Source organism: Bacillus sp. FSL R9-9410 (assembly GCF_038050385.1).
In the GTDB taxonomy this organism is placed as follows: domain Bacteria; phylum Bacillota; class Bacilli; order Bacillales; family Bacillaceae_G; genus Bacillus_A; species Bacillus_A cereus_U.
Window position 1 is genome coordinate 4,423,084 of the sequence record NZ_JBBOTV010000001.1, and the last position, 25,203, is coordinate 4,448,286.

Genomic DNA, 25,203 nt, shown 5'->3' on the forward strand with positions numbered 1-25,203 from the left:
TTTACACATGATGACAAGCAACAAAATGATCTTCACCCACATTACGGAATTCTGGTACATTCGTTTTACAAATATCTGTAGCAAAGGGGCAACGTGTATGAAAACGGCAACCTGATGGTGGATTTGCAGGACTTGGAATATCCCCTTCTAGAATAATCCGTTCTCGCTTAACTGTTGGATCCGGTATTGGCACTGCTGATAACAATGCTTTTGTATATGGATGAAGCGGATTCGCAAATAACTCATCACGTGGTGCTGTTTCCACAATAGTTCCTAAATACATAATTCCAATTTTCGTACATAAGTGCTCCACAACACTTAAATCATGTGAAATGAATAAATAGGATAATCCCTTTTTCTCCTGTAATTCACTAAACAAATTAATGATTTGCGCTTGAATAGATACATCTAATGCCGCAACAGGCTCATCAGCTACAATAAATTCTGGATCTAATACCATCGCCCTTGCAATAACGATACGTTGACGTTGCCCACCGGAAAACTCATGAGGGTACCGGTCAATATGATACGGCGCTAAACCACATAACTCCAATACTTCTATCACCTTTGCACGGACATTTTCTTTCGTCGCTAGTCCGTGAGCCAACATTGGCTCACCAAGCGCTTCTCCAATTCTCATTCTTGGATTTAATGAGCTAAATGGATCTTGAAAGACGAGCTGCATATTAGGACGATGCTTTCTCAGCTCTTCTTTTGATAAAGCATGAACATCTTGACCTTTAAATTTCACTTCACCTTCTGTTTTTTGAACGAGACGGAGAATTGTTTTTCCTATCGTCGTTTTCCCACTTCCAGACTCTCCTACAAGGCCAAACACTTCTCCTTTATCAATTGTAAAGCTTACCCCATCTACCGCTTTCACATGTCCAATCGTTCTACTAAATACGCCGCCCTTAATCGGAAAATACGTTTTTAAGTTCTTCACTTCTAATAATGGTTCACTCATTGCCCAGCACGCTCCTCATATAACCAACAAGCTACTTTATGATCCTCGTCATGCACATTAAGATTTGGCGCTTCATTTTGGCATATTTCCATGCAATGTTCACAGCGGCCACTAAAGTAGCAAAACTCATCTAAGCCAACTAAATTTGGAACTTGCCCTGGAATAGAATAAAGTTTATCTGTTCGTTTCCCCATTACTGGTTTTGATTTTAGCAGCCCTTGCGTATATGGATGTTTCGGATTTTGAAATATCTCTAGTACCGGTGCCTCTTCAATAACTTTTCCACCATACATAACGACAACATAATCGGCCATTTCTGCTACAACACCTAGATCATGTGTAATTAATAAAATCGATGTTTTAAATTCCTCTTTTACTTGCCTTAGTAAATCTAATATTTGCGCTTGAATCGTAACGTCCAGAGCTGTTGTCGGTTCATCTGCAATTAATAACTTTGGATTACAACTAAGTGCAATAGCAATCATAATACGTTGTAACATGCCACCGCTTAATTCGTGCGGATAAGAATGGACAATTTCATCAGCACGAGCAATACCAACTTTACGAATTAATTCAATTGCTTTTTTGTATGCTTCGTTTTTGCTAAGTAGTTCATGCTCTCTTAACGTCTCAACAATTTGCTCTCCAACAGTAAAGACCGGATTAAGCGATGTCATCGGTTCCTGGAAAATCATCGCGATATCATTTCCTCTTAAACTACGAAGTTCTTTCTCTTTCATTCCTAAAAGACTTTTTCCTTCATAAATAATATCACCACCAACGATGCCGCCAGATTCAGCAATAAGTCCCATAATAGATAAAGCCGTTACACTTTTCCCGCAACCTGATTCGCCTACTACACAAACTGTTTCACCTTCTCGAACTGAAAAGCTAACATGATTGACAGCCTTTACTGTACCTTCTTCCGTCTGAAAGTGTGTTTGTAAATCCTTTAGCTCTACTACTGCTCTACTCATGCTTTCTCACCTACCGCTTCATCTTTGGATCTAATGCATCACGAAGTGCATCGCCAAGTATATTAATTGATACAACTGTTATAAAGATTGCAAAACCAGGCGGGATCCATAACCACGGACGCTTTTGGAAATCGATTAATGAGTTTGCTGCACTAATCATATTTCCCCACGATGGTGTAGGCGGGACAACGCCAAGTCCTAGGTAACTTAGTGCAGACTCTCCTAAAATAGAACCTGCAACACCTAATGTGGATACAACAATTAATATCGGCAGAACATTTGGGATTAAATGATATACAATTTTCCGGTAATCGTTTATCCCGAGTACATCAGCAGCTTGCATAAACGATTGTTCTCGCAGCGATAAAATTTGACCTCGTACGAGGCGTGCAAGTCCTGGCCAACCTACTAAACTTAAAATGATCATAATGACATAAAGACGATAATCAGATGGTACTTTCCATTCTGATAAAATAGCTCCCATTATAATAAGTAACGGTAATCCTGGCATCGACATTAAAATATCAGCAAGACGCATTATAATATTATCGACGATACCACGGTAGAAACCTGCAATCGCTCCTAATAAAGCACCTAGTATAACGGATAACACCATTGAGGCTAAGCCAATTGTTAATGAAATCCGTCCTGCTTGCATAAGCCTCGTTAAAATGTCTCTTCCTAATTGATCTGTGCCAAGCCAATGAGAAAAACTAGGTGGTTTGTTAATTAGCGTAACTTGTATTTTTCCTGATGCATACGGTGAAAAGAATGGACCAATAAAACAAAATAAAAACATAAAAACTAATGCGTAAAATCCTATAAGTGCCATTTTATTTTTCTTTATCCTTTTAAAAGCTTGCCTCCACGGCGATGATTCATTCCTTCTTTTCTTTTTTTCTTTTTTTTCCGTAGTTGCTGTAACAGTTTCCATCTCTTTCCCCCCCTTACTTCAACCGAATACGTGAATCAACAACTGCATATACAATATCCGCTAAAAAGTTTGAAACAATTGTCAAACACGAAAGAAACATCGTAAATGCCATTAATACCGTATAATCACGAAAATTAAGTGCTTCTAATTGAATATTACCGATACCTGGCCAGTTGAAAATTTGTTCTATAATAATTGCCCCTGAAAACAACCCTGGTAATTCAAATGCAAGCAATGTAATAGCCGGCAAAATTGCATTTTTTAATGCATGTTTATAAATAACGGTCTTCTCCTTTAAACCTTTTGCTCTAGCCGTTCGAATGTAATCTTGCCGTACAACCTCTAACATACTCGTTCTAAAATAACGAGTTAATGAGCCAACTCCAAGAAGAGTTAAAATAAATACGGGTAAAACCATATGCTTTGCAACTTCTATTCCGTAAGCAAGCCCAGTTGAATTACTCCCAACATCAATCATCCCGCCTATCGGTAACAGCTTAAAGTCAACCGCAAACACTTTAATTAAAAACAAACCGATAAAGAATGAAGGAAATGACATCGCTGCAAATACACCAATTGTTACAAGCTTATCGAATAAAGAATGTTGCTTTGTCGCTGAAAATACACCGATAATAAGTGCAATTAGCCAAATAAAGAACAATGCAATAATCGCAACAATAAACGAATTCCATATAAATTTATTTAATAATGACGTTACAGATTCTTGATATTGAAGAGAAAAACCAAAGTCCCCCTGCAATGCATTACCTAGCCAGTGAAAATATCGCTCAACAATTGGTTTATTCAATCCATACAATTCCCTAAGTTCAGCTGCTCTTTCCGGTGTAATCTTCGGGTTTGAATCAATATAATCTCCTGGAAGAAGTGCGAACAGGAAGAAGATAATAATCGATGTCCCCAACAGTGTAGGAATCATTTGTAACAGCCTACGAATGATATATGTTTTCACCCTTTTTCTCTCCAATCTTATGCTTAAAATAGAAGAACATTTTTTCAAAGCGGCACACTACTTGCCGAATGAAAAAATGTCTTCTACTTATACATTCTTCTCGTTATTTTTCGATAGATAGAGCTGGTAAGTTTGCACTAATACTATTGTATTTTTCAGGGTCAATTCCTTTTATATTCCCGTTATAACCAGTAATTGTTCTACGATAGTTTAATAGAATTACTGGTGGATCATCACTTAATTCTTTATACAGTTCTTTATAGATTGGTTTACGTTTTTCAATATCTACCGTTTCAATACCTTTTTGAATTAACTCATCTACTTTTGCATTTTTATAACCAAGACTCTTCTCATTGACACCCGACAAATATTCACCAGCTGTTTCACTCGGATCACTTGTAATTGGTGTCGAAACAGAAGCTAAATCATAATCACCTTTGTTTACCTTCGAAAGCATAGTATTAAAGTCCATAAATTCAGGGTTAAATTCTACACCTATTTCTTTATAATTCTCTTTTGCAATCGGAATTAATAAATCGCTATCTTTAGCCGAACTTGGGCCGAAATAAGAAAGCTTTAATTTTTGACCATCTTTTTCACGAATTCCATCCGAACCAACTTTCCATCCTGCTTCATCTAATAATTTTTTCGCTTTTTCTTTGTCGTATTCATATTTATTAACTCCTTCTTCCGTATAAGCCCAAGAAGTTGGATGAATTGGTACATTAGCTACCGTACCGTATCCTTTCAATGCTGTATCAACATATTTTTTACGATCTAATCCGTAAATAAGTGCTTGACGAACCTTTTTATCCTTTAAGTACGGCTTATTATTATTCATATAAATATAACTAAATGACGCTGCTGTTTCGATTTGGATATTTGCAAATTCTAAAGCCTTAGCCTGTTCAAGAACTTCGTCACCAGTACCTAGGCCAGTGTAGTCAACCTCACCTGTTTGGAATAATTGAAGCTTCGTATCACCAGAAGTAATTTTATAAATGAAGTTTGGAATTTTTGGTTTACCCGCATAATAATTTTCATTTGCTACAAATCGCACTTCTTGCCCTGGGATATACTTTTCAAATTTATATGGACCCGCAGCTATCGGTTTTTCATATAACGCTTTTAAGTAATCTAAACTTGCATTTTGTTTATAATCTTTTCCATAATAAGCTTTTGATAACACCTCTCCACCTAAGGCTGTTAGTGCCTGTGAATTAACTTTTTCAGTTGTAATTTTAATTGTCTGTGGATCAACAACTTGAATTCCTTCAATAGAATTTGCTTTTCCTTCTTTATATTCTTTACCGCCTTTAACAGCATATTGAGAAATGTCTTTGTCACCCTCATATGCCTTATCATGTAAAAGCGTCAATGTGAACGCTACATCATCTGCTGTTAATGGTGAACCATCGCTAAATTTCAAATCTTTACGTAAATGGAATGTATATGTTAACTGATCAGAGGAAATATCCCACTTCTCAGCTAATTCTGGAGTTGGTTTTCCTTGTTTATCTGTAGATACAAGAGATGCAAAAATAACTGAAGTGACGTTTCCATCCCAACCATTTTGTTGGAAATATGGTAAAAATACGCCACCTGGTTTACTAATACCAACTACTAACGTATCTTTTCTATTCTTCGCTTTATCTGGTACTTTCGTCTTATCTGTCGCAGCAATATTTTCAACTTTTATATTTTTTAAATCTTGCTGTTTTACTGGTTCTGTAGAAGCCGTATCCTCCTGTCCCCCACAAGCAGATAACACAAGCGAACTACTCAGTAATACCGAAAATACACCAGCCCATTTTTTTATCTTTTTCTTCATTGTCCCCACCCTAACTTTTTTTTAATAATTACACCTTATGAACTGCTTGCCTAATGTATGCCTCCCACAGCAACATTTTATAGCCAATCGGAAAAGTCGGTTTTGGTTATAAAAAAATAGTTGTTTTTGAGGGGTAACAATCTTATTCCGACCTTTCCGGTAGACTTTATGGTTATTAGCTTATATCTTTCAGTATATTTTGTCAATTATTTCTATATAAATATTTCGAGAATTCTCCAAAAATTATTGAGCAATATTCAATTTAGGTAAACTTAACAAAATACCATTATAATTATCTTCTTGTAATCCTTGAATTCGTGCATTATGTGCAGACACGACTTTACTATTGTTTAAGAAAATAACAGGTGGATCTTCACTTAACTCTTGATATAGTTTTTTATAGATTTCTTTTCGTTTTTCAATATCCAATGTTTCTAATGCCTGCTTAGCTAATTCATCTACTTTCGGATTATGATATCCATCATAATTACGCTTACTTGTCGAAACAAACTCCTCAATTGTTCCGCTCGGATCATCAATCATCGGTGTGGAGACCATGGCTAAATCATAATCTCCTTTAATTACCTTGGAAATCATCGTATTAAAGTCCATGTATTCAGGGTTGAAATCTACCCCAATCTTTTTATAATCCTCTTTCATAACGGGGATCATCACATCATTGATTTTACTTGCAGAAGAAGCAAAATAACTTACCTTCAATTTTTGGCCATCTTTTTCACGAATACCATCTGACCCAGCTTTCCAGCCAGCTTCATCGAGCAATTTCTTCGCTTTTTCTAAATTATATTCGTATTTATTGATTCCTTCTTCTGTATACGCCCACGAAACTGGTGTAATTGGTACATTAACAAGTGAAGCATAACCTTGGAAATACGTATCAATTACTTTTTGGCGCTCTAATCCGTAAATAAACGCTTGGCGTACACGTTTATCTTTAAAGTATGGCTTCTTATAATTCATTTTAATATAGCCGTAAGAACTTCCTGTATACACATTAATATTAGCGAAACCTAGCTCTTTTAATTGCTCAATCGTTTCCGCATTTGTCGTGAAGCCATCATAATCTACTTCTCCCGCTTGAAATTGTTGCAAATTCGTATCACCTTTTGTAATTTTATAAATAAAGTGCTCAATCTTCGGTTTACCTTCAAAATAATTTTCATTTGCTACAAAACGAACTTCTTGACCTGGAATATATTTATCTAGTTTATAAGCTCCTGCTCCCATCGGTTTTCCGTATAACTCTTTTAAATACTCTAAATTTCCTTGCTTATATTCTTTACCGTAATAAACTTTTGATATAACTTCTCCACCAATTAATGATAATGTTTGGGCATTTACCTTTTCAGTTGTAATCGTAATTGTTTTCGGATCGATGACTTGAATCCCCTCGATAGATGTAGCCTTTCCTTCTTTATATGCTTGCCCACCCTTTATTGCTGTTTGACTTATATCAGTTGCTCCGCTATATGTCTGGTCATGTAGTAACGTTAATGTAAATGCTACATCATCCGCTGTTAACGGCGAACCATCACTAAACTTTACATCATCTTTCAAATGGAACGTATATGTAAGCTGATCCTCCGAAATATCCCACTTCTTCGCTAGAATCGGGATTGGTTTTCCTTCCTTATCCAGCCCAACAAGAGGAGCAAAGATAGCTTGCGTTATATTGCCATCCCATCCATTCTCCATGAAATGCGGAAGGAATATCCCGCCAGGGCTCGGCATTCCAATTACAAAAGTATCTTTTCTTTCCTTTGCCTTTGCTGGACTTTTTGCTTTGTCACTCGCTTTAATAAATTCATCTTTCACTTTTGGCATCTTCGTTGCTTTATCTGTACTTGTCTCTTCTTGAGCGCATCCTGCTAATAAAACCGATGTACTAAGAAGCGTAGCAAGTAACCCTTTAAAAACCTTTCGCATAATTCTCACCCTTACTTTCCTATTTTTTAATTAAGTGATAACATAACGCTCCTTCTGTAACTATCTTTATTTTACCTATAAAAATAGTATGAATTGATTTCAAGATTATTCCTTTCCTTCAAGCATGTCAATCTTTCTCCTGTATGTCGTATTAAAAAACTTAAAAATCTACTTCTATTCCTTCAGCACAAAACATAGAATACTAATAATCAATTACCAAAAAGGGGGCGAAAACATGGACAACCTATTCCAATATGTCCTGCACTATATATTATTAACAATTATGATAGTCGGGGCACTATTACTATTCCCTTTCTTCCCAAAGTTCGTCCTCTTTTTAGCTTTTTTCGTTATGCTCGGAATTGCAATTACAATCTCAATGAGGGAAGAAGATACACAAAAAGAAAGCAGAGTTCAGCGCGTAAAGCTGTAAACTCTGCTTTCTTTTTTATCTTCAATCCCCGAGTCTCTATTACACACACTTATGTCTTGGGAAATAATTAGCCAATACTTTTGTAATTACTCTAATCAAAAAAACTTCTAATAACGTTTATTTTCCTTCTTACCATTTCATATGTTTCTCAACCTATGAAAATTGCGTAACAAAGATTTATCAAAATTACTGTTTCACGTGAAACACATTTTTTACTTATCCCGCATTAACGGGCAGTAAACGCCCGATTGGTTCAACTAATAATCAGTGTGGGATGAACACCCCCCACTGATTAAAGTTTCACTTTATCCCTTACGTAAAATATTATTATAAAAAAAGAAAGCTAATCCCTTCAGCAAAACTGAAAGGAATTAGCTTTCTACTCTTTACTCCACAATATTCTCTAACTCATTATATAACTCCGCTCGTAAAAACTCTTTTTTCGTTTTTTCTTCATATAATTGTTCAAGCATTTCAACATCAACTACATTTTCCATTTTACATTCGAGTGCATATATATCTTCTTCTATATGCATTAACTCGTTTTCAACTGCCTCTAAATCCCTAGACTTCTTCTTTTTTATAGGCATTACTTCTAACGCTTTATTCCCTTGCTGTTGCTGCTTCTGTTTTACTACTTGTTTCTCAATTCTTTCTTCCCACTTTTGACGAGCCCATGCATAGTTCCCTGCAAACTCAAATAATTTGTGCTCATCAATCCAATATGTCTTTTCAAACAATTTATTTAAGAAATAACGATCATGTGAAACAGCTAAAATCGTCCCATTATATTGTTCAAGGGCCTCCTCTAAAACTTCCCTTGATTCAATATCAAGATGATTCGTCGGTTCATCTAAAATAAGAAAGTTAACATCTTGATACATAAGTTGCGCGAGCCTTAACCTCATTTTTTCTCCACCGCTAAGTTGTGTTACTTTCTTAAAAACAGCTGGACCATAAAATAAGAAACGAGCTAATATATGTCTTGCTTCTCCCTCTGTTACAGCCACGCAATCTCTGAAAGCTTCCAATACATTGTTCCTCATATTCCCGTACGCATGTTGCGATAAATAACCGATTTTCACACTACTACCAATCCGAATTTCTCCAGCATCTTGCTGCATTTCTTTTAGTAATAGTTTTAATAACGTAGTCTTTCCTGTACCATTACGTCCAACGATAGCTGCGCGCTCCTGAAAACGAATATGCAAATTTACTTTCTCGAATAAAGATCGTTCAGCAAATCCTTTACTCACTTCTTTCATTACAACAACATCTTTCCCGCTTCTCTCTTGCCCTTCAAACTGAAGTCCCATCTGTTTTCTATCCAAAATGGGTCTCTTTAGTTTCTCTATGCGCTCTAATGCACGTTCCATATTTCTGGCTCTCTTATGCAATCCTTCATTCGGCGGATTCGCTTGATTTGCCCATTCACGTAGACGCTTAATTGCTTCTTTCATTTTCTTTATTTTCTTTTGCTGTTCTTGATACGCTTGAAATTCTTGAAGCAGCCTTTCTTCCTTTTCCTCAACAAACTGTGAATAGTTCGTATGATATACGTGAATTTCTCCATCTTCTAAATCAAAAATTTTCGTTACAACTTCATCAAGGAAATAGCGATCGTGCGAAATGACCACAACTGTTCCTGTATATTCTTTTAGAAATTGCTCTAACCACTCGACTGCAAATAAGTCCAAATGATTTGTTGGTTCATCTAACAAAAGTAGATCTGGTTTCTGCAATAGCATATACGCAAGGCTTACTTTTGTTTGTTCTCCACCACTTAACTCCATAAATGATCTTGGAAATAGTTCCGTCACCTGTAGACCATTTGCTACCTTCATAATATTCGCTTCTATTTCATAACCACCGAGAAACGCGTACCTTTCTTGAATTACTCCGTATCTCTCCATCAATTTTTGTAAAGCAGATGATTCCTGTTCTTCCGCCATATTTTTTTCTAAAGCATGCATTTCTATCTCCAACTCTTTTTCCTTTTTAAAAGCGGAGCTTAATACATCATATACATTCATTTCATTATTGAATTTTGGAATTTGTGCTACATGACCGATGCATGTACCTTTCTTCATATGAATGGCTCCTGCATCCAAACTCTCCATTCCTGTTAGAAGCTGAAAGATAGTTGTCTTCCCACTACCGTTACGACCAACTAATCCAATACGTTCTCCATTCTTTATTTCAAGCGATATATTTTCAAATATGATGTTTCCACCAAAAGATTTCTTTACATTATTTACACTACAAATTGTCATTTTCCGTACTCCTTTCAATATAAAAAACCATGGGAAAGAAACATTCCCCATGGTTTTTGTCATAGAAAAAGGAAGCCAAATAGCTCCCTTTTCACACGTTTATCAAAAATGGGTGAAGAGACTTCTATCGTTCAATAGCTACTATGCAATTGTTAAAAAAGGGCATACGTATCCCGTTAACAACTACATCATGAAAAATCGCACGACAAATATAGATATAATCTAAAAATTTTGCGCGCGTAGCTAAAGAACATTTCATCTCATTCACTCCTTTCGTACGGAATTTAATACTTACTTCTTTATTATACTTCCCCGATTTATGTTTGAATAGTCATTTTTCTGAAAATAATGAAGATAGACTAAACATTTCAATAAGTGACATCAAATCTTACAAAACTGTTATGTTCACGTAATGGAAAGCGATAGTACGAAAAGATACCTCCCTATACAATAAAGATGTAAACAAGAGAGACAAAAACAAGGAGGAAACAATCATGATGAAAGAAATCGTAAAAGCAATCTTTGAGGTATTAGTGAACGGACAAGCAGTTGTAAAAGAACTAAACGAATTATAAAAAGGAGTGAAGGAATATGATGAACATGGTAAAAATGGTTTTACACGCTTTAATCGATGCAAAAGCAGTTAGCCAAGAATTAAACCAACAATAAAAAGGGGTATATGAATATGAAGAAAGCCATTATTGTAATCGCAAGTACAGCAATTGCCTTATACACAATAAAAAATAGAAAAAAGAAACAAAATGAAAATGCTCTATATTATCCATACACACTATTAAAGAAAAAATAAAAGACAAGGTACCCTATTGCAATGAGGATATCTTGTCTTTTATTTTTCCCTATTACCTTTAAAGGATTTCCTCCCCCCTTTCCCGAATGTATTAAGCGGGATTTTTACATATATTTTAAAGGGGCATATATACAAATGGATACACAACAACTATATTTTTTAAACGATATCGGTAAACAAAAACCAGAAAGTATTCGGAACAGAAGTACTACATGTCCTTTTTGTGACAGAGAAAATTTAACGGATATTTTAGCAACTGAGGGCTCTATTATTTGGTTAAAGAATAAATTTCCTACATTAAAGGATACCTTTCAAACCGTGCTAATCGAAACAGATAATTGTGAAGAACATATTGCAACATATACAGAAGACCATATGAGAAAACTAATTCGCTTCTCTATTCACCATTGGTTAAACTTACAGGAAAATGAAGAATTCACTTCTGTGATTTTATACAAAAATCATGGTCCATTTTCAGGTGGAAGTTTGCACCATGCACACATGCAAATTATCGGAATGAAACATGTAGACTATCTTGAAAATATTGATGAAGCAAATTTCCAAGGGGTAATTGTCCAAAAAAATGAACGTATTGAACTCAACATTTCAGAGCGTCCTATTATCGGCTTTACTGAATTTAATATCATCATTGAAGATATTGCATTTATAGATGAAATGGCAAATTATATTCAGCAAACTGTACGTTACATACTGACAGATTTCCATAAAGGATGTAGTAGTTATAACTTATTCTTCTATCACTTAAACAGGAAAATCATTTGTAAAGTTGTTCCTAGGTTTGTCGTTTCACCGTTGTATGTAGGATATAAAATACCGCAAGTTTCTACAAAACTAGAAGATGTGAAAATACAACTAGCGCAGTATTTCACGAAAGAAAAGGATGAAATTATTCATAAAAAAACAGAGTAGGTATAGAAAACCTACTCTTTTATTACACCTTTATTTCGATAGTATACATCCTCTAATCCGATGTTATACTTCATATTGTTATCCGTCCACTCTGGTCCTAAATTCCCTGGCCATCCAGATGTATTCGCTATATATTTCAGTAATGCAAAATCAGTCAAACCTTTTTGCACCCCGCGCTTATAACCTTTCATTAAATGCGGCATTGCAATTTGTGCATTTATACGTGGATCTTTCAGCTCTTCATCAGTTAAATGATCTGGCGCAAGCCCACCACCGCGGTGCAATTGAAACAATCCGAATGAAGTTCCGTTATCTCCAACACTTCTTGGATTTAACCTACTTTCATGTTCGGCAATTGTAAGAGGTATCCATTCTGGAAGGTTTACTTTCTTTGCTTCCTCTATAATGATTTGTTTCATCTGTTTTACTTCTTCTGAATCAACATAACTTGTTTCATTCATTAGCTTACCCATTCCTTCAGACTTTCCTTGGAAATATAAATACACTCCAAGAACAACTAAAAATCCTACAAAGAATTTCTTCACTACCTCTACCTCTTTCTCCGCTGAAATTTGTCCCCTTTCAGCCTTCCCTTTACAATTCCCTACACTCTATCATTCTCTTACCCTTCAATCATAGCAAATAACTATACATATTATCATCATGCTTTAGACCGATTTTGCGAAAAAACAGTTGGTAAATACGTACAAAAATGTAACTTACATGGACTACAACTCATTTATTGTATATAATTGTAAATTGAATTCTATATAGACTAGGAGCATATATAAATGAAAAAATCCCTACTACTTTTTAGCATTTTACTACTCATTCCTATACATATCTCTGCACAATCATCATCCAAGCCAAAAGTACTTATTTTGTATAGTACAGCAGACAATAAAATCACAAACAATGTACAAATCCTTAATACTCAGTTAGGACATTTCACAAATGATATAACAGTAAAAAGTTTAAAAGAGGTAAATGAAACCACTAACTCATCTTCTTATACACATATTGTTTATATCGGAGAGAAAAAAGAAGATCTTTCTACTGAAGTAAAACAATTTCTAGAAAACTTCTCAGGTCCAGTATTAGTTTTAGGACAAAATGTTGAACAATTATCTAATCGTTTTTCTTTCATTACCTCGAAAGAAACCGATATACGAATTCACACTATAGAATATCCGACTAACCAATTAAAAAATGAATTACATGAAGAACGCTTGATGAAGAAAGTTGAAACAAAAGGAACAACTCTTGCTTACGCCTTGAGTGCTGATGGAACTCATCCGTTAATCATTCAGCAAGGAACATCGTATTATGTTGCAACTCCAAACCTTTTTGATTGGATGTCTCATTACGTCGGTGAAATGTTATTTTCTTACTTCGAACAAAAGCCTATGACAAATAAAACTTCAGCTTATTTACGTCTTGAAGACGTTCATCCAGCTGTAGATGTAAAGCAATTAAAAGAAATTGCTGAATTACTAAAAGAGAAAAAACTTCCTTATATGATTACCGTTATCCCTGTTTACAAAGATCCAGACACAGGAAAAACAGTACATTTAAAGGATAACTCTGAATTAATCGATGTTTTACGCTTTATGCAAGATAATGGTGGCTCTATCGTTATGCATGGTTACACACACCAGTTTTATGATAGTGAAACTGGCGAAGGTTTTGAATTTTGGGATGTAAAAACAGATCAACCAATTCGCCAACCGAACCATGAAAAACCAAAGACAAAAGAAGATTTTCAGTTTACAGAATACTATAATAAATACGTAGAAAATGGAAAAGCCTTCGAAGAAAAATATACTAAAGATCATATTGAAAAAGGGATTACAGAGCTTGTAGAAGCGAAATTATATCCAGTTGCCTTTGAAGCTCCGCACTATACAATGTCTCAAAAAGGATATGAAATACTATCACAATACTTTTCAACTTATGTAGGACAAATACAACTAAACGATACAACTTGGAAATCAATGCACTCACCGGCTTATATAAGTACACCGTCATTTTTACATGGGATGAAATTAATTCCTGAAACTGTTGGCTTTATTGAAGAAGATAAGCCACAAGCTATAGCAAAAATGAAAGAACGTGCTTTATCTGTCGAAAAATTATCCGATGGAATTATCGGTGCATTTTATCATCCTTACTTGGGCGTTGAACCATTAAAAGAAGTATTAAAAGAACTAGAAAGTATTCCAAACATAGAGTGGATTGATTTACAAAAAGAAACGAATGAAGTAAAAATGAAAGATATTCATATTACTACTAATAAAGACGGCATTCACGTTGAAAAACCAACAAGCGCGAATAACATAATTGATTATATGAAAAAATATGGGTTCTTCCTTATAATTGGGTTCATTATAATTGTCTTTCTTTTATTATTATGACTCACTAACTTTATAAAATCGTACCGTATTCTCATATATTTGCTCAGTAACTTTCTCTACTGATATTTTTTTTATTATACTAATTTCTTGTAATACATCTTTTATCATATAAGGATGTGTCATAGCATCCTCTTGAAATTCCCACGGCCCATCTGTTTCTACCATCATATATTCAAGCGGATAATACGAAACGATCCTTCTAATTTTCTCTTTATGTAAAACATCCGGTGTGATAGAAATATAATAACCGTTCCTCATCATCCGTTTCATTGTCTCTTCACTTCCTTTAAACCAATGGAAGTGTACACGTGAAACTTTATATTCTTCAAGTAAATCACATACAGTGTCAGCATCTTCATAAACCGCATGCAATATAACTGGTAAATCGTATTTACTAGCTAGTTCAACAAATTTTTTTAACACCGCTATGTATGGATCGATAGCAATATTTTCATCTTCTTTCCTTAAATAATATGGGAGTCCCACTTCACCAATCGCAACAATTTCCTCTACATGATCTTCAATTAATTTATAAATTTGCTCACATTCCTCTTTATGAATCGGTTGCTCCGGATGAAAACCTATTGCTGGATGTATAAAAGGATATCGCTTTGCTAAAGATAGAGTTTCTCGACATGATTGATAATTCATAGATACTGCAATAAGCCCTTGTATCTCTTTACTGTTTTCCACATCTGTAAGTAATCTACTTTTCTCTTCATCCTCATATTGATCAACATGTATATGGCTATCAATCCATTTCATCTTTATGCCCCCATAAAAAAAACAAGAAAGGATCTCCCTTCTTGTTTTATCATCTATATTAGTTAACAATTAAATTTGTTATTATATCAAATAATCCAATACATACTACGGCAACAGTAAAGTAGCTACAGAAATCTTTAATTGGAAACTTCACTACTTCTTCTTTACGCATCCCAGTTTTCTCCCTTCTTAATATATCCCTAATTATTTTTTATCTATTTGTATCTATTATGCAAAAAATATGACAAAATTACTATCGAATTAACTTACGTAAACCTTACAATGTTGTAAGGTTAAAAAAAGAACCCCATCTAAATAAAGATGAGGTCTATTAAAAATTAGTTGGTTTTTCGTTCTTCATTAACATTGCGAATCAGAAAGTAATAAAATGAGACTTTCTAGTTACACTATATGAAATTCACTATCTTTTAACTATCGAATTGCATTACAGAAGTCTTACATATTTGTAAGCTATGTGTAATGTAATTCGATAGTTCCCCTTACCTATGCTTTGTACAATAAGGTTAGAAAGTAAGCCAAATAAGAAGAATACTCACATAACCAAATTACATTGCTAGTAGCCCAATCTTCTTATACTTTCATTTTTGTTACTGCAATGTGTCCCCTTCCCCTTTATATAAAAAATGCCCTAGTTTATATGAACTAGGGCATTTTTATGCACCAAATAAATACCCCTATCTGGTATTTTTACTTTCGACAAAAAATAGATGGGGGTATATTTTTACTATCTCATCGCCAAAAGTTTACTCTTCGCATTTATAGGAATACTTGTAGTCTCAATCTCTTCAATTGACTCACCGTAACGCCCTTTCGCGAACACCTTTAACGCTTCTTCTCTCTTTAACATATGTTTAACAGTTTTCTTTATTTTTTGTTCTCTTCCACGTTCATCAAATGCAATAAATTCATATTCATACCATTCATCACCGACATGCTGACCAATCGTATCCACAATTGTATAGTATTCTTTCGTCGTATAAAGCGGATTATATTTATCAATAACTGGTCCAAGTTTCGTAGGTAGTAATACTACTACTATCGCTACCATAGCTATTACAGTAGTAATTATTTTTTTCTTCATAATACTGATCTTCCTCCTCTGCAGGATACTTATACATCCATTCTAAAGAGCAGGAATTTAATCTACCATTCAATCCCATTACATTACCCTTACATTTTTGTAAGAATAAAGTGAAACTTTAATCAGAGGGGGTTTTGTCCATCCCCCTCTGATTATTAGCCTTCACCAATCGGGCTTTTACGGGCAGTTAATCTCCCACCTAACTTCCTCGCATGTGTCGAATTTTGAGGTGGGAGTCTTACTGCCCGTTAATGCGGGATAAAAAAAAGATGAACGAATTTTCTCGTTCATCTTTTAGCTTGCTTTAAAGCCACCACCAAGTACATCACGCACATCGTGAATGACAACGAAGGCATCTTCATCAACTCTACTAATAACTTGCTTTAACTTAACAAGCTCTTGTTTATTAATAACGACATACAATACTTCTTTATTTTTACCAGTATATCCGCCGCGTCCTTCTAATACAGTGACACCGCGTGTCATGTTTTTCGTAATAGTCTCTCGAATTAAGTCTGGTTGATTCGAAATAATCGTAACAGCTGTTTTTGTATCCATACCTTCCACGATGAAATCAATCACTTTTGCTCCGACAAATACAGCTACAAGTGTATACATCGCCTTTTCTTGTCCTATTATAAATACAGAACCAGCAATTACAATAATATCAATAATAAGTACGCCTTTTCCGACGCTCCAACCTAAATATTGATTTGCTAACTGCGCTAAAATTGCCGATCCTCCTGATGTACCTCCAGCTTTGAACATACATCCTAATCCGACACCTACAAATACACCAGCGAATAAAGCCGCTAATAATGTATCACTATTTACTTGATACTGAATGTGCTCTGTAACGTATAAAAACAAAGATGTTTCCACAATACCTATAATTGTGTAAACCATCGTTTTCTTATCAAAAAATTTATAACCTACAGCTAATAAAATTGCATTTAAACCAAAATTCACAATTCCTGGTGACCAATCAAATAAATAATAAGTAACAACCGTTAAACCAATGATTCCACCCTCTGATAAACGGTTTGGAATTGCGAAGTAATTAATACCAATTGCAAATAGTAATGAACCGATTGTAATTAATGCGATTTCCTTTATACGTTGATTAACCATAGTTCATCCCTCCCCCCATTTGACATTGTATCACTATCTCCTAGAGGTTTAGAAGTGGTTTTTATTCCGCATTTCCCCTCACAAAGACCAAGATATTATGTTTAAACAAAGGGGTGATTAATTATTCATATTCGCTCTAACTGTACGGACAAAGCGCTCCACATTCCCACTCTGAATATACTTAGCTCTAATGGTTTCACGATTACAAGTACATTCGAAATATGGACGGAAATCTATGTCATCTATATGCAAATATGAATACTCTTCAAATATCGCAGGATAGCACGAAAATTTCCCGTAAAACAGAAGACGTCTAGTAGTGGCAACAAAAATCCCATGTTGATAACATAAAGTAAAGTCATCCTTTTCAAATATCCCTACGACAAACGCTAAAATCTTTTCGTCATCCTCTACATATTTTTTCATACTTAATAAAAGTTCACTCATGCATATTCCTCCAAATTCTATTCATTTTTTAACACTTGAAAAGAATCCATGGATTATTACAGACCGGTGTAACTCTTTTATAAAGTATGAAACGGGTTTCTTGTCAAAGACATTTCAAAAAATAATCCGTTATGTGCTTATACACATAACGGATAAATACTAAACTGTGAAGCGTTCCACAAGTTTATACGGAATTTCCATCTTTTCTTGTTTAGAACTCTCATCACTTACTTGCCTATAAAACATTTCAAAAGCCGTCTTACCTATTCCCTTTAAATTTTGGTCAATGGTTGTCAGTTGTAAAACTTGAGAAATCGGTTGATTATCAAAACCAATAATCGCTAAATCTTCAGGAACTTTAATACCTAATTTTTCAACTTCTGTCATGATCCCAATAGCAACTTCATCTCCTGCCACTATTAATGCTTCAGGAGGATTCTCCATCTCCTTGAATTGATGTGCAACTCTTACACCATCTTCTAATGTAAAGCATTCTGTGAAAATCCGATCTTCCATCACTTCTTCATCTATTAATTGTAGCTGTTGTTTATAAGCATCAAAACGTTTCTTACTACTTGGCCCTAACTTTCTTCCCGTACAATATCCAATCTTCTTATAACCTTTTTCAATAAGGTAACTCATCCCTAATTGAAAGGCATTAAAATGATCTGTATATACACTCGATATGCTTTCAATATCATTATCCTCACAAGCAATAACCGCCCCATACGCTGCATACGGCTCTATAATTTCCCACTCATTGGCACGAGAACAAATGATAAGACCGTCTAGTTGCTTTGTTTTCAACATATGTAAACTTTTCATTTCTTCTTTTTTATTGTAATTCGTTTGACAAAGAAGCACCCTGTAATTATGAGCTAACGCAACTTCCATCATTCCACCCACCATCGCATCAAAAGACGGATGATTAATATAAGGTAAAATCACGCCAACAATATTCGTCTTCCCTTTTGATAAATGAACAGCATTTGCATTTTGCGAGTAATTCAATTTCTCAACTATTTCTAAAACAACTTTCCTTTTTTCTTCACTTACATATGGATGATCATTTAATACCCTCGAAACAGTCGTAACTGAAACCCCAGCCATCTTTGCAATATCTTTAATATTAGCCATACACTCACCTCTACTTTTAACTTAATAAATCACATGAACATATGTCAAATCTTCTCATCATGACACTTTCATTCGTTTTTCTTACAAAAGTGTAATTTTCCTGTAAGCTAATTCGATAGTGACTCTCCGCAACATTTCATATAATTAAGTCAGAAACAGGGCAACAACTATTTGAAAAGGAGCGGATCTATATGATGAACAAAATGAAAACGAACAATTTCTTAAATACAATGAGCTTGGTATTTTCCGCTCTTATCGATGCAAAAGCTGTTGCTTCTACATTAAACAAGTAAGGAGAATGCATTATGAACAACATCACTTTTAATAAATTAGATTTTTTAGGACTAGCTAGCGGCACGGTTCTTCTTACTGCTTTCATTTACGCTGCTACACTATAACTTTGTGTCCCCTTTCCCCTTTATATAAATAATAATAGAAAAGACGACCGTCTATGCCCGGTCGTCTTTTCTTAGTTTTGATTTGGCTGCAAAACTGCCTTTAGTTCTTCAAACTTTGCATTTAATTCATCTGTCATCATTTTCATAGCCGTTTTTCGATCTATTTGTTCTTCAGCATCAATTTGAATCGGGTCCCCAAAAACTAATCGCGCTTTTTTTCCTTTTATCAATTCTTTTACACTTGATGGACCAACATAAGCTGCCGGTATTAACGGAACGTTAGAACGCATTGCAATCGTAACGGCCCCAGCTTTTAATGAAACGTCTTCTGATGATCTCGTTCCACTCGGGAAAATCCCTACCACTTTTCCCTCTTTTAATAAACGCGATGGAATTTTCAATGTGCTTGGCCCTGGATTCGCACGATCTACAGGGAATGCATTTACATTTTTAAAAAACCAATTTTTGAATTTCCCTTCAAACAATTCTTTTTTTGCCATGTAATGAATTTGGGTTGGGTACATTCCTGCTGCTAACATTAAAACGTCCATAAAACTTGTATGGGTACACGCAACAACGTAAGGGCCATCTTCCGGTAATTTCTCTCTCCCTTGTACTTCTACCTTCCCAGCCATTTTAAATATATATTTCAACGAAAATGTAATTGGTTTATACATTCATTTCGTTCCTTTCTAAACATCCGAATTGGAATCATATTCTTACAACAATTATAACACTAAGTTTTAGGAGTTGGTAATAAAAATAAGTATTTATTGTTAAATTTCAATTCTTACAAAAGTGTAATTTTCTTGTAAGCTAATTCGATAGTGACTCCCCCCAATATCTTATACAATCAAGTTAGAAAGTAACAACAACCATTTGAAAAGGAGCGGATCTATATGATGAACAAAATGAAAACGAACAATTTCTTAAATACAATGGGCATGGTATTTTCCGCTCTTATCGATGCAAAAGCTGTTGCTTCTACATTAAACAAGTAAGGAGAATTTATAATGAATAACATGACTTTTAACAAATTAGATTTTTTAGGACTAGCTAGCGGCTCGATTCTTCTTACTGCTTTCATTTACGCTGCTACGCTTGTATAACTTTGTGTCCCCTTCCCCCTTTATCCCGCTATTTGTGGGCAGTAAGACTCCCACCTCAAAATTCGGCTGTAGCAAAGAAGTTAGGTGGGAGATCCACTGCCCGTAAACGCCCGATTGGTTCAACTAATAATCAGTGGGGAATGAACAAAATCCCACTGATTAAAGTTTCACTTTATATAGAAAAAGACGACCGTCTATGCCCGGTCGTCTTTTTAATTTTTTCTTTCCTTCAAGTCTTTTAAAAGCTGTATCAGTTCAGCTTGTTGTTTTATATTTTTACGACCGTTTCGATTAATTGCTGCAAGCTCGCAGGCAACTCCAGCAGCAAAGAAAAACAATAAACTTTCTAACATATAAAATCCTCCAGTTGCCTATTAAACAGCTTGACGCAATTGCTTTTCTTGCAAAATTTGTTTATTTATATTTTCTTCTTTTCTCTGACAAACATTATTACGAATAAGCGCTGCAATAACAAATAATGTTCCTAATACATCAAATGTCGTTATTTTATATCCTTGTATCATCATAATAACTAAAGTAGTAATTGGCACAAAGTTAATAAATAAAATACCATTAATTGATGATAAGATTTTCACACCGTAGTTCCAAGCAAGTAGCGCTACAATACCAGGTAATGTCATCATAAATAATAAATCATATTTCACAATAGAAATCGTTTCCATACTTGGAACAGATACATATCCAAGTGACGTAATGATTATAGTTATAATTCCTGTAACTGCTGTCCCAAATATACAAGTTAATGTTGAATAACGTAATGTTGACCAATCGCTACACGTTTGACCACCCATCGTATAAATAACCCATCCTACAACACCAACAAATATAAATACTAGTGAAAACATATTATCTTTCAATGTTAAAAAGAAACTCATATCACCTTTCGTAATAACAAATACAGCCCCTACAAACGCAATAATCATGCTCGTTATCATATATTTCTTCGGCTTTATATTTTTATATCCCCATAAAATACAAATTGAAATCATCGGCATAAGCGCCTCCATAATAGAAGCTACCATCACACCTGATTTCCCCATTAACATTTGTCCTAGAAAAATTAATACATTATACACGGTAAAAGCCATCGTTCCAAAAAAGACGAGTAACTTTCCTCTTCCTTCTAAGCGAAATGCTTTCTTTCCTTCTTTCATTAGCAATAATACAATCAATACAATTGCTACCGCCCCATAACGAATAAATGAAAAATAAAATGGATCTATGTATTCTAGAGCATGATCAGCAACCGGAAACATCGCTCCCCATGACATACTTGCAATTAAACACGCTAAAGCACCTATTATCATTTGACCTTTTCTCACCACAATCCCCCGCTTCTTTCTATTTGCACAAGGAGAATTGTAAAAGAAAAAATATATCACGTAAAATGATTCAAAATGATGTTAACTATCATTTATAATGATAGTTAACATCAAGGAGGAGCATAAAATGGAATTACGAGACTTACAAATCTTCCAAAGCGTTGCCGACCGCGGTAGTGTAAGCGGCGCAGCAAAGGAATTAAATTACGTACAATCAAATGTAACCGCACGTATTAAACAATTAGAAAACGAGCTGAAAACACCTCTCTTTTACCGTCATAAGCGAGGCATGACTTTAACAGCTGAAGGAAGAAAGATGCTCGTTTACGTTCATAAAATTTTGCAAGATGTTGAAGAGCTAAAACAAGTGTTTTTAGATAGTGAAACACCATCTGGCATATTAAAAATTGGTACAGTCGAAACAGTCAGTACATTACCTACCATCTTGTCTTCTTACTATAAAAGCTATCCAAATGTCGATTTATCATTACAAGCCGGTCTAACGGAAGAACTTATTAGAGAAGTACTTGATCATCAATTAGATGGCGCCTTTATATCAGGTCCTATTAAACATCCACTAATTGAACAATACGATGTTAGTACTGAGAAATTAATGCTTGTTACACAAAATAAAGCTTTTCATATAGAAGAATTTACTACGACGCCCCTACTCGTTTTTAATCAAGGATGTGGATACCGTTCCAAGCTTGAACGATGGCTTAAAGATGAAGGTTTGCTACCAAAAAGAATTATGGAATTTAACATATTAGAAACTATATTAAATAGCGTAGCGCTCGGTCTTGGGATTACACTCGTCCCCCAGTCTGCGGTGCAGCACCTTTCTACAGCAGGTAAAGTCCACTGCCATCCAATTCCGGAGAAATACGGCAGTATTTCAACTGTTTTCATACGCCGTAAAGATAGTTACATGACCAATTCGATGCGCAGCTTTTTAAAAACAATTAAAGAGCACCATCATATCAATATGCTTTAAAAGACATTCTTACATGAATGTCTTTTTTTCTTACAAAAGTGTAATCCTCCCGTAAGCTAATTCGATAGTTGTAGGCGGCCATATTTCATATAATTAAGACAGAAAGCAGGGCAACAACAATTCGAAAAGGAGCGGATACGCATGATGAACAAAATGAAATCAAACAAATTTTTCAATACAATGGGCATGGTGCTATCCGCACTTGTCGATGCAAAAGCAGTTGCAACTACATTAAACAAATAAGGAGAGATTATGATGAACAACATTACCTTCAACAAATCAGACTTTGTCGGACTTGCAAGTGGAGCTACTCTTCTTACAGCTTTCATTTACACACTTGCTCAAAGTCTCGTTTAACAATTGGTTCCCCCCTTTATATAGAAAAGGCCGCTCGTCTTATAGACAAGCAGCTTTTTAGTTTGTTTCATATATAATTTGGCCTGTTTTACTTATATCATATCCACCAATTGCTTTTAATTCATTGTGAAACTCTTCAGATTGCAAAATCCCTTTTATAACCTCAATAAGTTCCTCATTTTCTTTATTCTTCAGAAGTACTAAATCATACTGTTCTTTCATTATTGGAATAAAGTCTACGTTCACAATTTGGGAAAACTTTTCTGATCCTACCCCAACATCAGCTTTTCCATTCGCGACTTGCGAGGCAACACCAAGGTGATTCGATTCTTCCCATTCATACCCGTTAATATCTTCTTTACTTAATTTTCGAATTCGCAATTGCTCATCCACTAACACCCTAATACCAGAACCTTTTTCTCGATTTACAAATCGTATAGATGACTGAGCTAAATCAGCCCATGTTTTTATATTTTGTGGATTCCCTTTTTGCACATAAAACCCAACATTTCTTGCTAATAAATTCATCATAATATATGGTTGTCCAACTAAAATACGTTTTACGTAAGGAACATTATATGTACCCGTTTCACCATCAAATAAGTGTAAACTAACGACGCTTCCTTCTCCTTGGTACATCTTCACTAAACTCGTTAAACTACCTTGATACGCTCTCAATATATTAGAATTTGGCAATCGATTTTCTATATGCTTTGCCAACATATCTAACGTTAGTTCTTGACCACTAATGATGCGTGTATTCGAACTACTAATTTCGTCCTTCTTTACAGGAGTAAATTGTACCTTCCCTGTTTTCATTTGCTTTATATATTGTTCTAAATCAGCTGCATCAATGCGCATTTGTCTACCAACCCTATAAGAAGGAAGTTCTCCTTTTTTAATTAGGTCGTATACAGTTAATTTTGATACTTTTAATTGCTTTGCTACTTCTTCCGTTGTGTAGGAATGATGATCCATAGACGATTCCTCACTTTCTTCCTTCATTGTAACAAAGAAAAGAATATTTCTCCTAGTTTTTAAAAACAACTATATCGTTCAAATTATATTCAATTATAACTAGTTATAATTAGTTATATTTAGTTATAATTAACTTAGTAAACGAAGGGAGATTTTTTATGAACAAATTTACTTTACGATCCATTGGGGTACTTATACTTTCTTTTCTTCTTATATTCAGTGTAGCTTGTTCAAGTGAAGAAAAGTCAGCTGCTAAAGAGGGAGAATTAGTGGAGCTGACTATATCAGCGGCTGCAAGTTTACAAGATGCATTAAAAGAAATTGAAAAGCAATATAAAGAGAAAGAACCAAACATTAAACTTTCTTTTAACTTCGGTGCTTCTGGTGCACTTCAACAACAAATTGAGCAAGGTGCACCTGCTGATTTATTCTTCTCTGCAGCAGAGGATAAATTCCAAACTCTTGTTAAAAAAGGATTTATTAATGAAAAAGAAGGGAAAAACCTTCTTGGAAATGAACTAGTTCTAGTCGTTCCAAAAGATAGTGCTCTTACAAAATTTCAAGATTTAAAGGATGAGAAAATCGAGAAAATCGCACTTGGTACACCCGAATCTGTACCTGCAGGAAAATATGCAAAAGCTTCTCTCACATATGAAAATCTTTGGAATGACGTTCAAAATAAAATCGTATTTACAAAAGATGTTCGCCAAGTGTTAACATATGTAGAAACAGGTAATGTTGATGCTGGTATTGTATATAAAACAGACGCTCTCGTTTCAGACAAGGTAAAAATTGTAGAAGCGGTAGCAGCTAATTCTCATGAGCCAATCCACTATCCTTTAGGTGTTATAAAGGAATCTAAGCATAAGAAAGAGGCGACTTCATTCTATGAGTATTTACAATCAAAAGATGCACAATCTATCTTTAAGAAATATGGATTTACAATCCTGCCATAATC

General features: G+C 34.8%; 27 protein-coding genes. 9 read left to right on the forward strand and 18 right to left on the reverse strand.

The window, feature by feature from the left end:
* Position 1: 1 nt before the first annotated feature.
* The 6 genes from MKX77_RS22865 to MKX77_RS22890 form a co-directional block, all read right to left on the reverse strand.
* On the reverse strand, positions 2–967 hold the full coding sequence (locus MKX77_RS22865; protein WP_078176780.1) for an ABC transporter ATP-binding protein: 966 nt from the start codon (positions 965–967) through the stop codon (positions 2–4).
* On the reverse strand, positions 964–1,944 hold the full coding sequence (locus MKX77_RS22870; protein ID WP_341307869.1) for an ABC transporter ATP-binding protein: 981 nt from the start codon (positions 1,942–1,944) through the stop codon (positions 964–966). Before MKX77_RS22870 ends, MKX77_RS22865 begins: the two co-directional genes overlap by 4 nt.
* A gap of 10 nt (positions 1,945–1,954) precedes the next feature.
* Positions 1,955–2,878, reverse strand: a complete 924-nt coding sequence (opp4C, locus tag MKX77_RS22875; protein WP_000451066.1) for an oligopeptide ABC transporter permease — start codon at positions 2,876–2,878, stop codon at positions 1,955–1,957.
* Between the two features lie 13 nt (positions 2,879–2,891).
* The gene (locus tag MKX77_RS22880; RefSeq protein ID WP_341307870.1) at positions 2,892–3,848 is read right to left on the reverse strand and encodes an ABC transporter permease; all 957 of its coding nucleotides are present in this window, start codon (positions 3,846–3,848) and stop codon (positions 2,892–2,894) included.
* Between the two features lie 103 nt (positions 3,849–3,951).
* Positions 3,952–5,679, reverse strand: a complete 1,728-nt coding sequence (locus MKX77_RS22885; protein ID WP_341307871.1) for an ABC transporter substrate-binding protein — start codon at positions 5,677–5,679, stop codon at positions 3,952–3,954.
* A gap of 243 nt (positions 5,680–5,922) precedes the next feature.
* Positions 5,923–7,626 carry an ABC transporter substrate-binding protein gene (locus tag MKX77_RS22890; protein ID WP_341307872.1) on the reverse strand — a complete coding sequence of 568 codons (1,704 nt, stop codon included), beginning with the start codon at positions 7,624–7,626 and terminating at the stop codon, positions 5,923–5,925.
* Positions 7,627–7,861: 235 nt separating this feature from the next.
* Between MKX77_RS22890 and MKX77_RS22895 the strand changes: the two genes are divergently transcribed.
* Positions 7,862–8,059 carry a hypothetical protein gene (locus MKX77_RS22895; RefSeq protein ID WP_215555015.1) on the forward strand — a complete coding sequence of 66 codons (198 nt, stop codon included), beginning with the start codon at positions 7,862–7,864 and terminating at the stop codon, positions 8,057–8,059.
* Between the two features lie 386 nt (positions 8,060–8,445).
* Here MKX77_RS22895 and abc-f read toward each other — a convergent pair whose 3' ends face one another.
* Both abc-f and MKX77_RS22905 read right to left on the reverse strand, forming a co-directional pair.
* Positions 8,446–10,332 carry a ribosomal protection-like ABC-F family protein gene (gene abc-f, locus MKX77_RS22900; protein WP_341307873.1) on the reverse strand — a complete coding sequence of 629 codons (1,887 nt, stop codon included), beginning with the start codon at positions 10,330–10,332 and terminating at the stop codon, positions 8,446–8,448.
* A gap of 124 nt (positions 10,333–10,456) precedes the next feature.
* Complete coding sequence (locus MKX77_RS22905; RefSeq protein WP_002139888.1) at positions 10,457–10,591, reverse strand: RAxF-45 family protein; 135 nt, start codon at positions 10,589–10,591, stop codon at positions 10,457–10,459.
* 420 nt (positions 10,592–11,011) lie between these two features.
* Between MKX77_RS22905 and MKX77_RS22910 the strand changes: the two genes are divergently transcribed.
* Together MKX77_RS22910 and MKX77_RS22915 are read left to right on the forward strand one after the other, a co-directional pair.
* Positions 11,012–11,140, forward strand: coding sequence for a hypothetical protein (locus tag MKX77_RS22910; protein WP_002029408.1), 129 nt, complete (start codon positions 11,012–11,014; stop codon positions 11,138–11,140).
* 135 nt (positions 11,141–11,275) lie between these two features.
* Positions 11,276–12,070 carry a DUF4931 domain-containing protein gene (locus MKX77_RS22915; protein WP_445819107.1) on the forward strand — a complete coding sequence of 265 codons (795 nt, stop codon included), beginning with the start codon at positions 11,276–11,278 and terminating at the stop codon, positions 12,068–12,070.
* A gap of 11 nt (positions 12,071–12,081) precedes the next feature.
* Here the strand turns inward: MKX77_RS22915 and MKX77_RS22920 are convergent, their stop codons facing one another.
* A complete protein-coding gene (locus MKX77_RS22920; RefSeq protein ID WP_002159554.1) occupies positions 12,082–12,615 on the reverse strand; it encodes a transglycosylase SLT domain-containing protein in 534 nt (177 codons plus the stop codon).
* A 246-nt stretch (positions 12,616–12,861) separates the two neighbouring features.
* On the opposite strand from MKX77_RS22920, the gene MKX77_RS22925 reads away from it, so the two are divergent.
* On the forward strand, positions 12,862–14,484 hold the full coding sequence (locus MKX77_RS22925) for a polysaccharide deacetylase family protein (RefSeq protein ID WP_341307875.1): 1,623 nt from the start codon (positions 12,862–12,864) through the stop codon (positions 14,482–14,484).
* Here MKX77_RS22925 and MKX77_RS22930 read toward each other — a convergent pair.
* From MKX77_RS22930 to MKX77_RS22950, 5 genes are all read right to left on the reverse strand, one after another.
* Positions 14,479–15,249 carry a TatD family hydrolase gene (locus tag MKX77_RS22930; protein ID WP_341307876.1) on the reverse strand — a complete coding sequence of 257 codons (771 nt, stop codon included), beginning with the start codon at positions 15,247–15,249 and terminating at the stop codon, positions 14,479–14,481. The genes MKX77_RS22925 and MKX77_RS22930 overlap by 6 nt on opposite strands.
* Before the next feature lie 745 nt (positions 15,250–15,994).
* The gene (locus MKX77_RS22935; RefSeq protein WP_215555010.1) at positions 15,995–16,351 is read right to left on the reverse strand and encodes a YxeA family protein; all 357 of its coding nucleotides are present in this window, start codon (positions 16,349–16,351) and stop codon (positions 15,995–15,997) included.
* A gap of 294 nt (positions 16,352–16,645) precedes the next feature.
* Positions 16,646–17,482, reverse strand: a complete 837-nt coding sequence (locus MKX77_RS22940; RefSeq protein WP_002159558.1) for a YitT family protein — start codon at positions 17,480–17,482, stop codon at positions 16,646–16,648.
* Between the two features lie 117 nt (positions 17,483–17,599).
* Positions 17,600–17,929 carry a PH domain-containing protein gene (locus MKX77_RS22945; RefSeq protein ID WP_341307877.1) on the reverse strand — a complete coding sequence of 110 codons (330 nt, stop codon included), beginning with the start codon at positions 17,927–17,929 and terminating at the stop codon, positions 17,600–17,602.
* 159 nt (positions 17,930–18,088) lie between these two features.
* Complete coding sequence (locus MKX77_RS22950; protein ID WP_341307878.1) at positions 18,089–19,066, reverse strand: LacI family DNA-binding transcriptional regulator; 978 nt, start codon at positions 19,064–19,066, stop codon at positions 18,089–18,091.
* Positions 19,067–19,371: 305 nt separating this feature from the next.
* On the opposite strand from MKX77_RS22950, the gene MKX77_RS22955 reads away from it, so the two are divergent.
* Entirely contained in the window at positions 19,372–19,464 is a 93-nt protein-coding gene (locus tag MKX77_RS22955) for a DUF3948 family protein (RefSeq protein WP_012260201.1), read from the forward strand.
* 71 nt (positions 19,465–19,535) lie between these two features.
* On the opposite strand, the gene MKX77_RS22960 is transcribed toward MKX77_RS22955, so the two are convergent.
* Positions 19,536–20,141, reverse strand: coding sequence for a lysophospholipid acyltransferase family protein (locus tag MKX77_RS22960; RefSeq protein WP_341307879.1), 606 nt, complete (start codon positions 20,139–20,141; stop codon positions 19,536–19,538).
* Between the two features lie 336 nt (positions 20,142–20,477).
* Here MKX77_RS22960 and MKX77_RS22965 point away from each other — a divergent pair, with 336 nt between their 5' ends.
* Positions 20,478–20,573 (forward strand): DUF3948 family protein, encoded by a 96-nt coding sequence (locus MKX77_RS22965; RefSeq protein ID WP_142344732.1) that lies wholly within the window; start codon positions 20,478–20,480, stop codon positions 20,571–20,573.
* A 212-nt stretch (positions 20,574–20,785) separates the two neighbouring features.
* Here MKX77_RS22965 and MKX77_RS22970 read toward each other — a convergent pair whose 3' ends face one another.
* Both MKX77_RS22970 and MKX77_RS22975 read right to left on the reverse strand, forming a co-directional pair.
* Positions 20,786–20,926: a YrzO family protein gene (locus tag MKX77_RS22970; RefSeq protein WP_002063481.1), complete on the reverse strand. Its 141-nt coding sequence runs from the start codon at positions 20,924–20,926 to the stop codon at positions 20,786–20,788.
* 21 nt (positions 20,927–20,947) lie between these two features.
* Positions 20,948–21,916 (reverse strand): DMT family transporter, encoded by a 969-nt coding sequence (locus MKX77_RS22975; RefSeq protein ID WP_002140144.1) that lies wholly within the window; start codon positions 21,914–21,916, stop codon positions 20,948–20,950.
* Positions 21,917–22,043: 127 nt separating this feature from the next.
* Between MKX77_RS22975 and MKX77_RS22980 the strand changes: the two genes are divergently transcribed.
* Together MKX77_RS22980 and MKX77_RS22985 are read left to right on the forward strand one after the other, a co-directional pair.
* Entirely contained in the window at positions 22,044–22,910 is an 867-nt protein-coding gene (locus MKX77_RS22980) for a LysR family transcriptional regulator (protein ID WP_002063480.1), read from the forward strand.
* A 255-nt stretch (positions 22,911–23,165) separates the two neighbouring features.
* Entirely contained in the window at positions 23,166–23,267 is a 102-nt protein-coding gene (locus MKX77_RS22985) for a DUF3948 family protein (RefSeq protein WP_341307880.1), read from the forward strand.
* Between the two features lie 57 nt (positions 23,268–23,324).
* Here MKX77_RS22985 and MKX77_RS22990 read toward each other — a convergent pair whose 3' ends face one another.
* On the reverse strand, positions 23,325–24,272 hold the full coding sequence (locus MKX77_RS22990; protein WP_002029392.1) for a substrate-binding domain-containing protein: 948 nt from the start codon (positions 24,270–24,272) through the stop codon (positions 23,325–23,327).
* Between the two features lie 131 nt (positions 24,273–24,403).
* On the opposite strand from MKX77_RS22990, the gene modA reads away from it, so the two are divergent.
* Positions 24,404–25,201: a molybdate ABC transporter substrate-binding protein gene (gene modA / locus MKX77_RS22995; protein ID WP_341307881.1), complete on the forward strand. Its 798-nt coding sequence runs from the start codon at positions 24,404–24,406 to the stop codon at positions 25,199–25,201.
* The last annotated feature ends 2 nt before the right edge of the window (positions 25,202–25,203 follow it).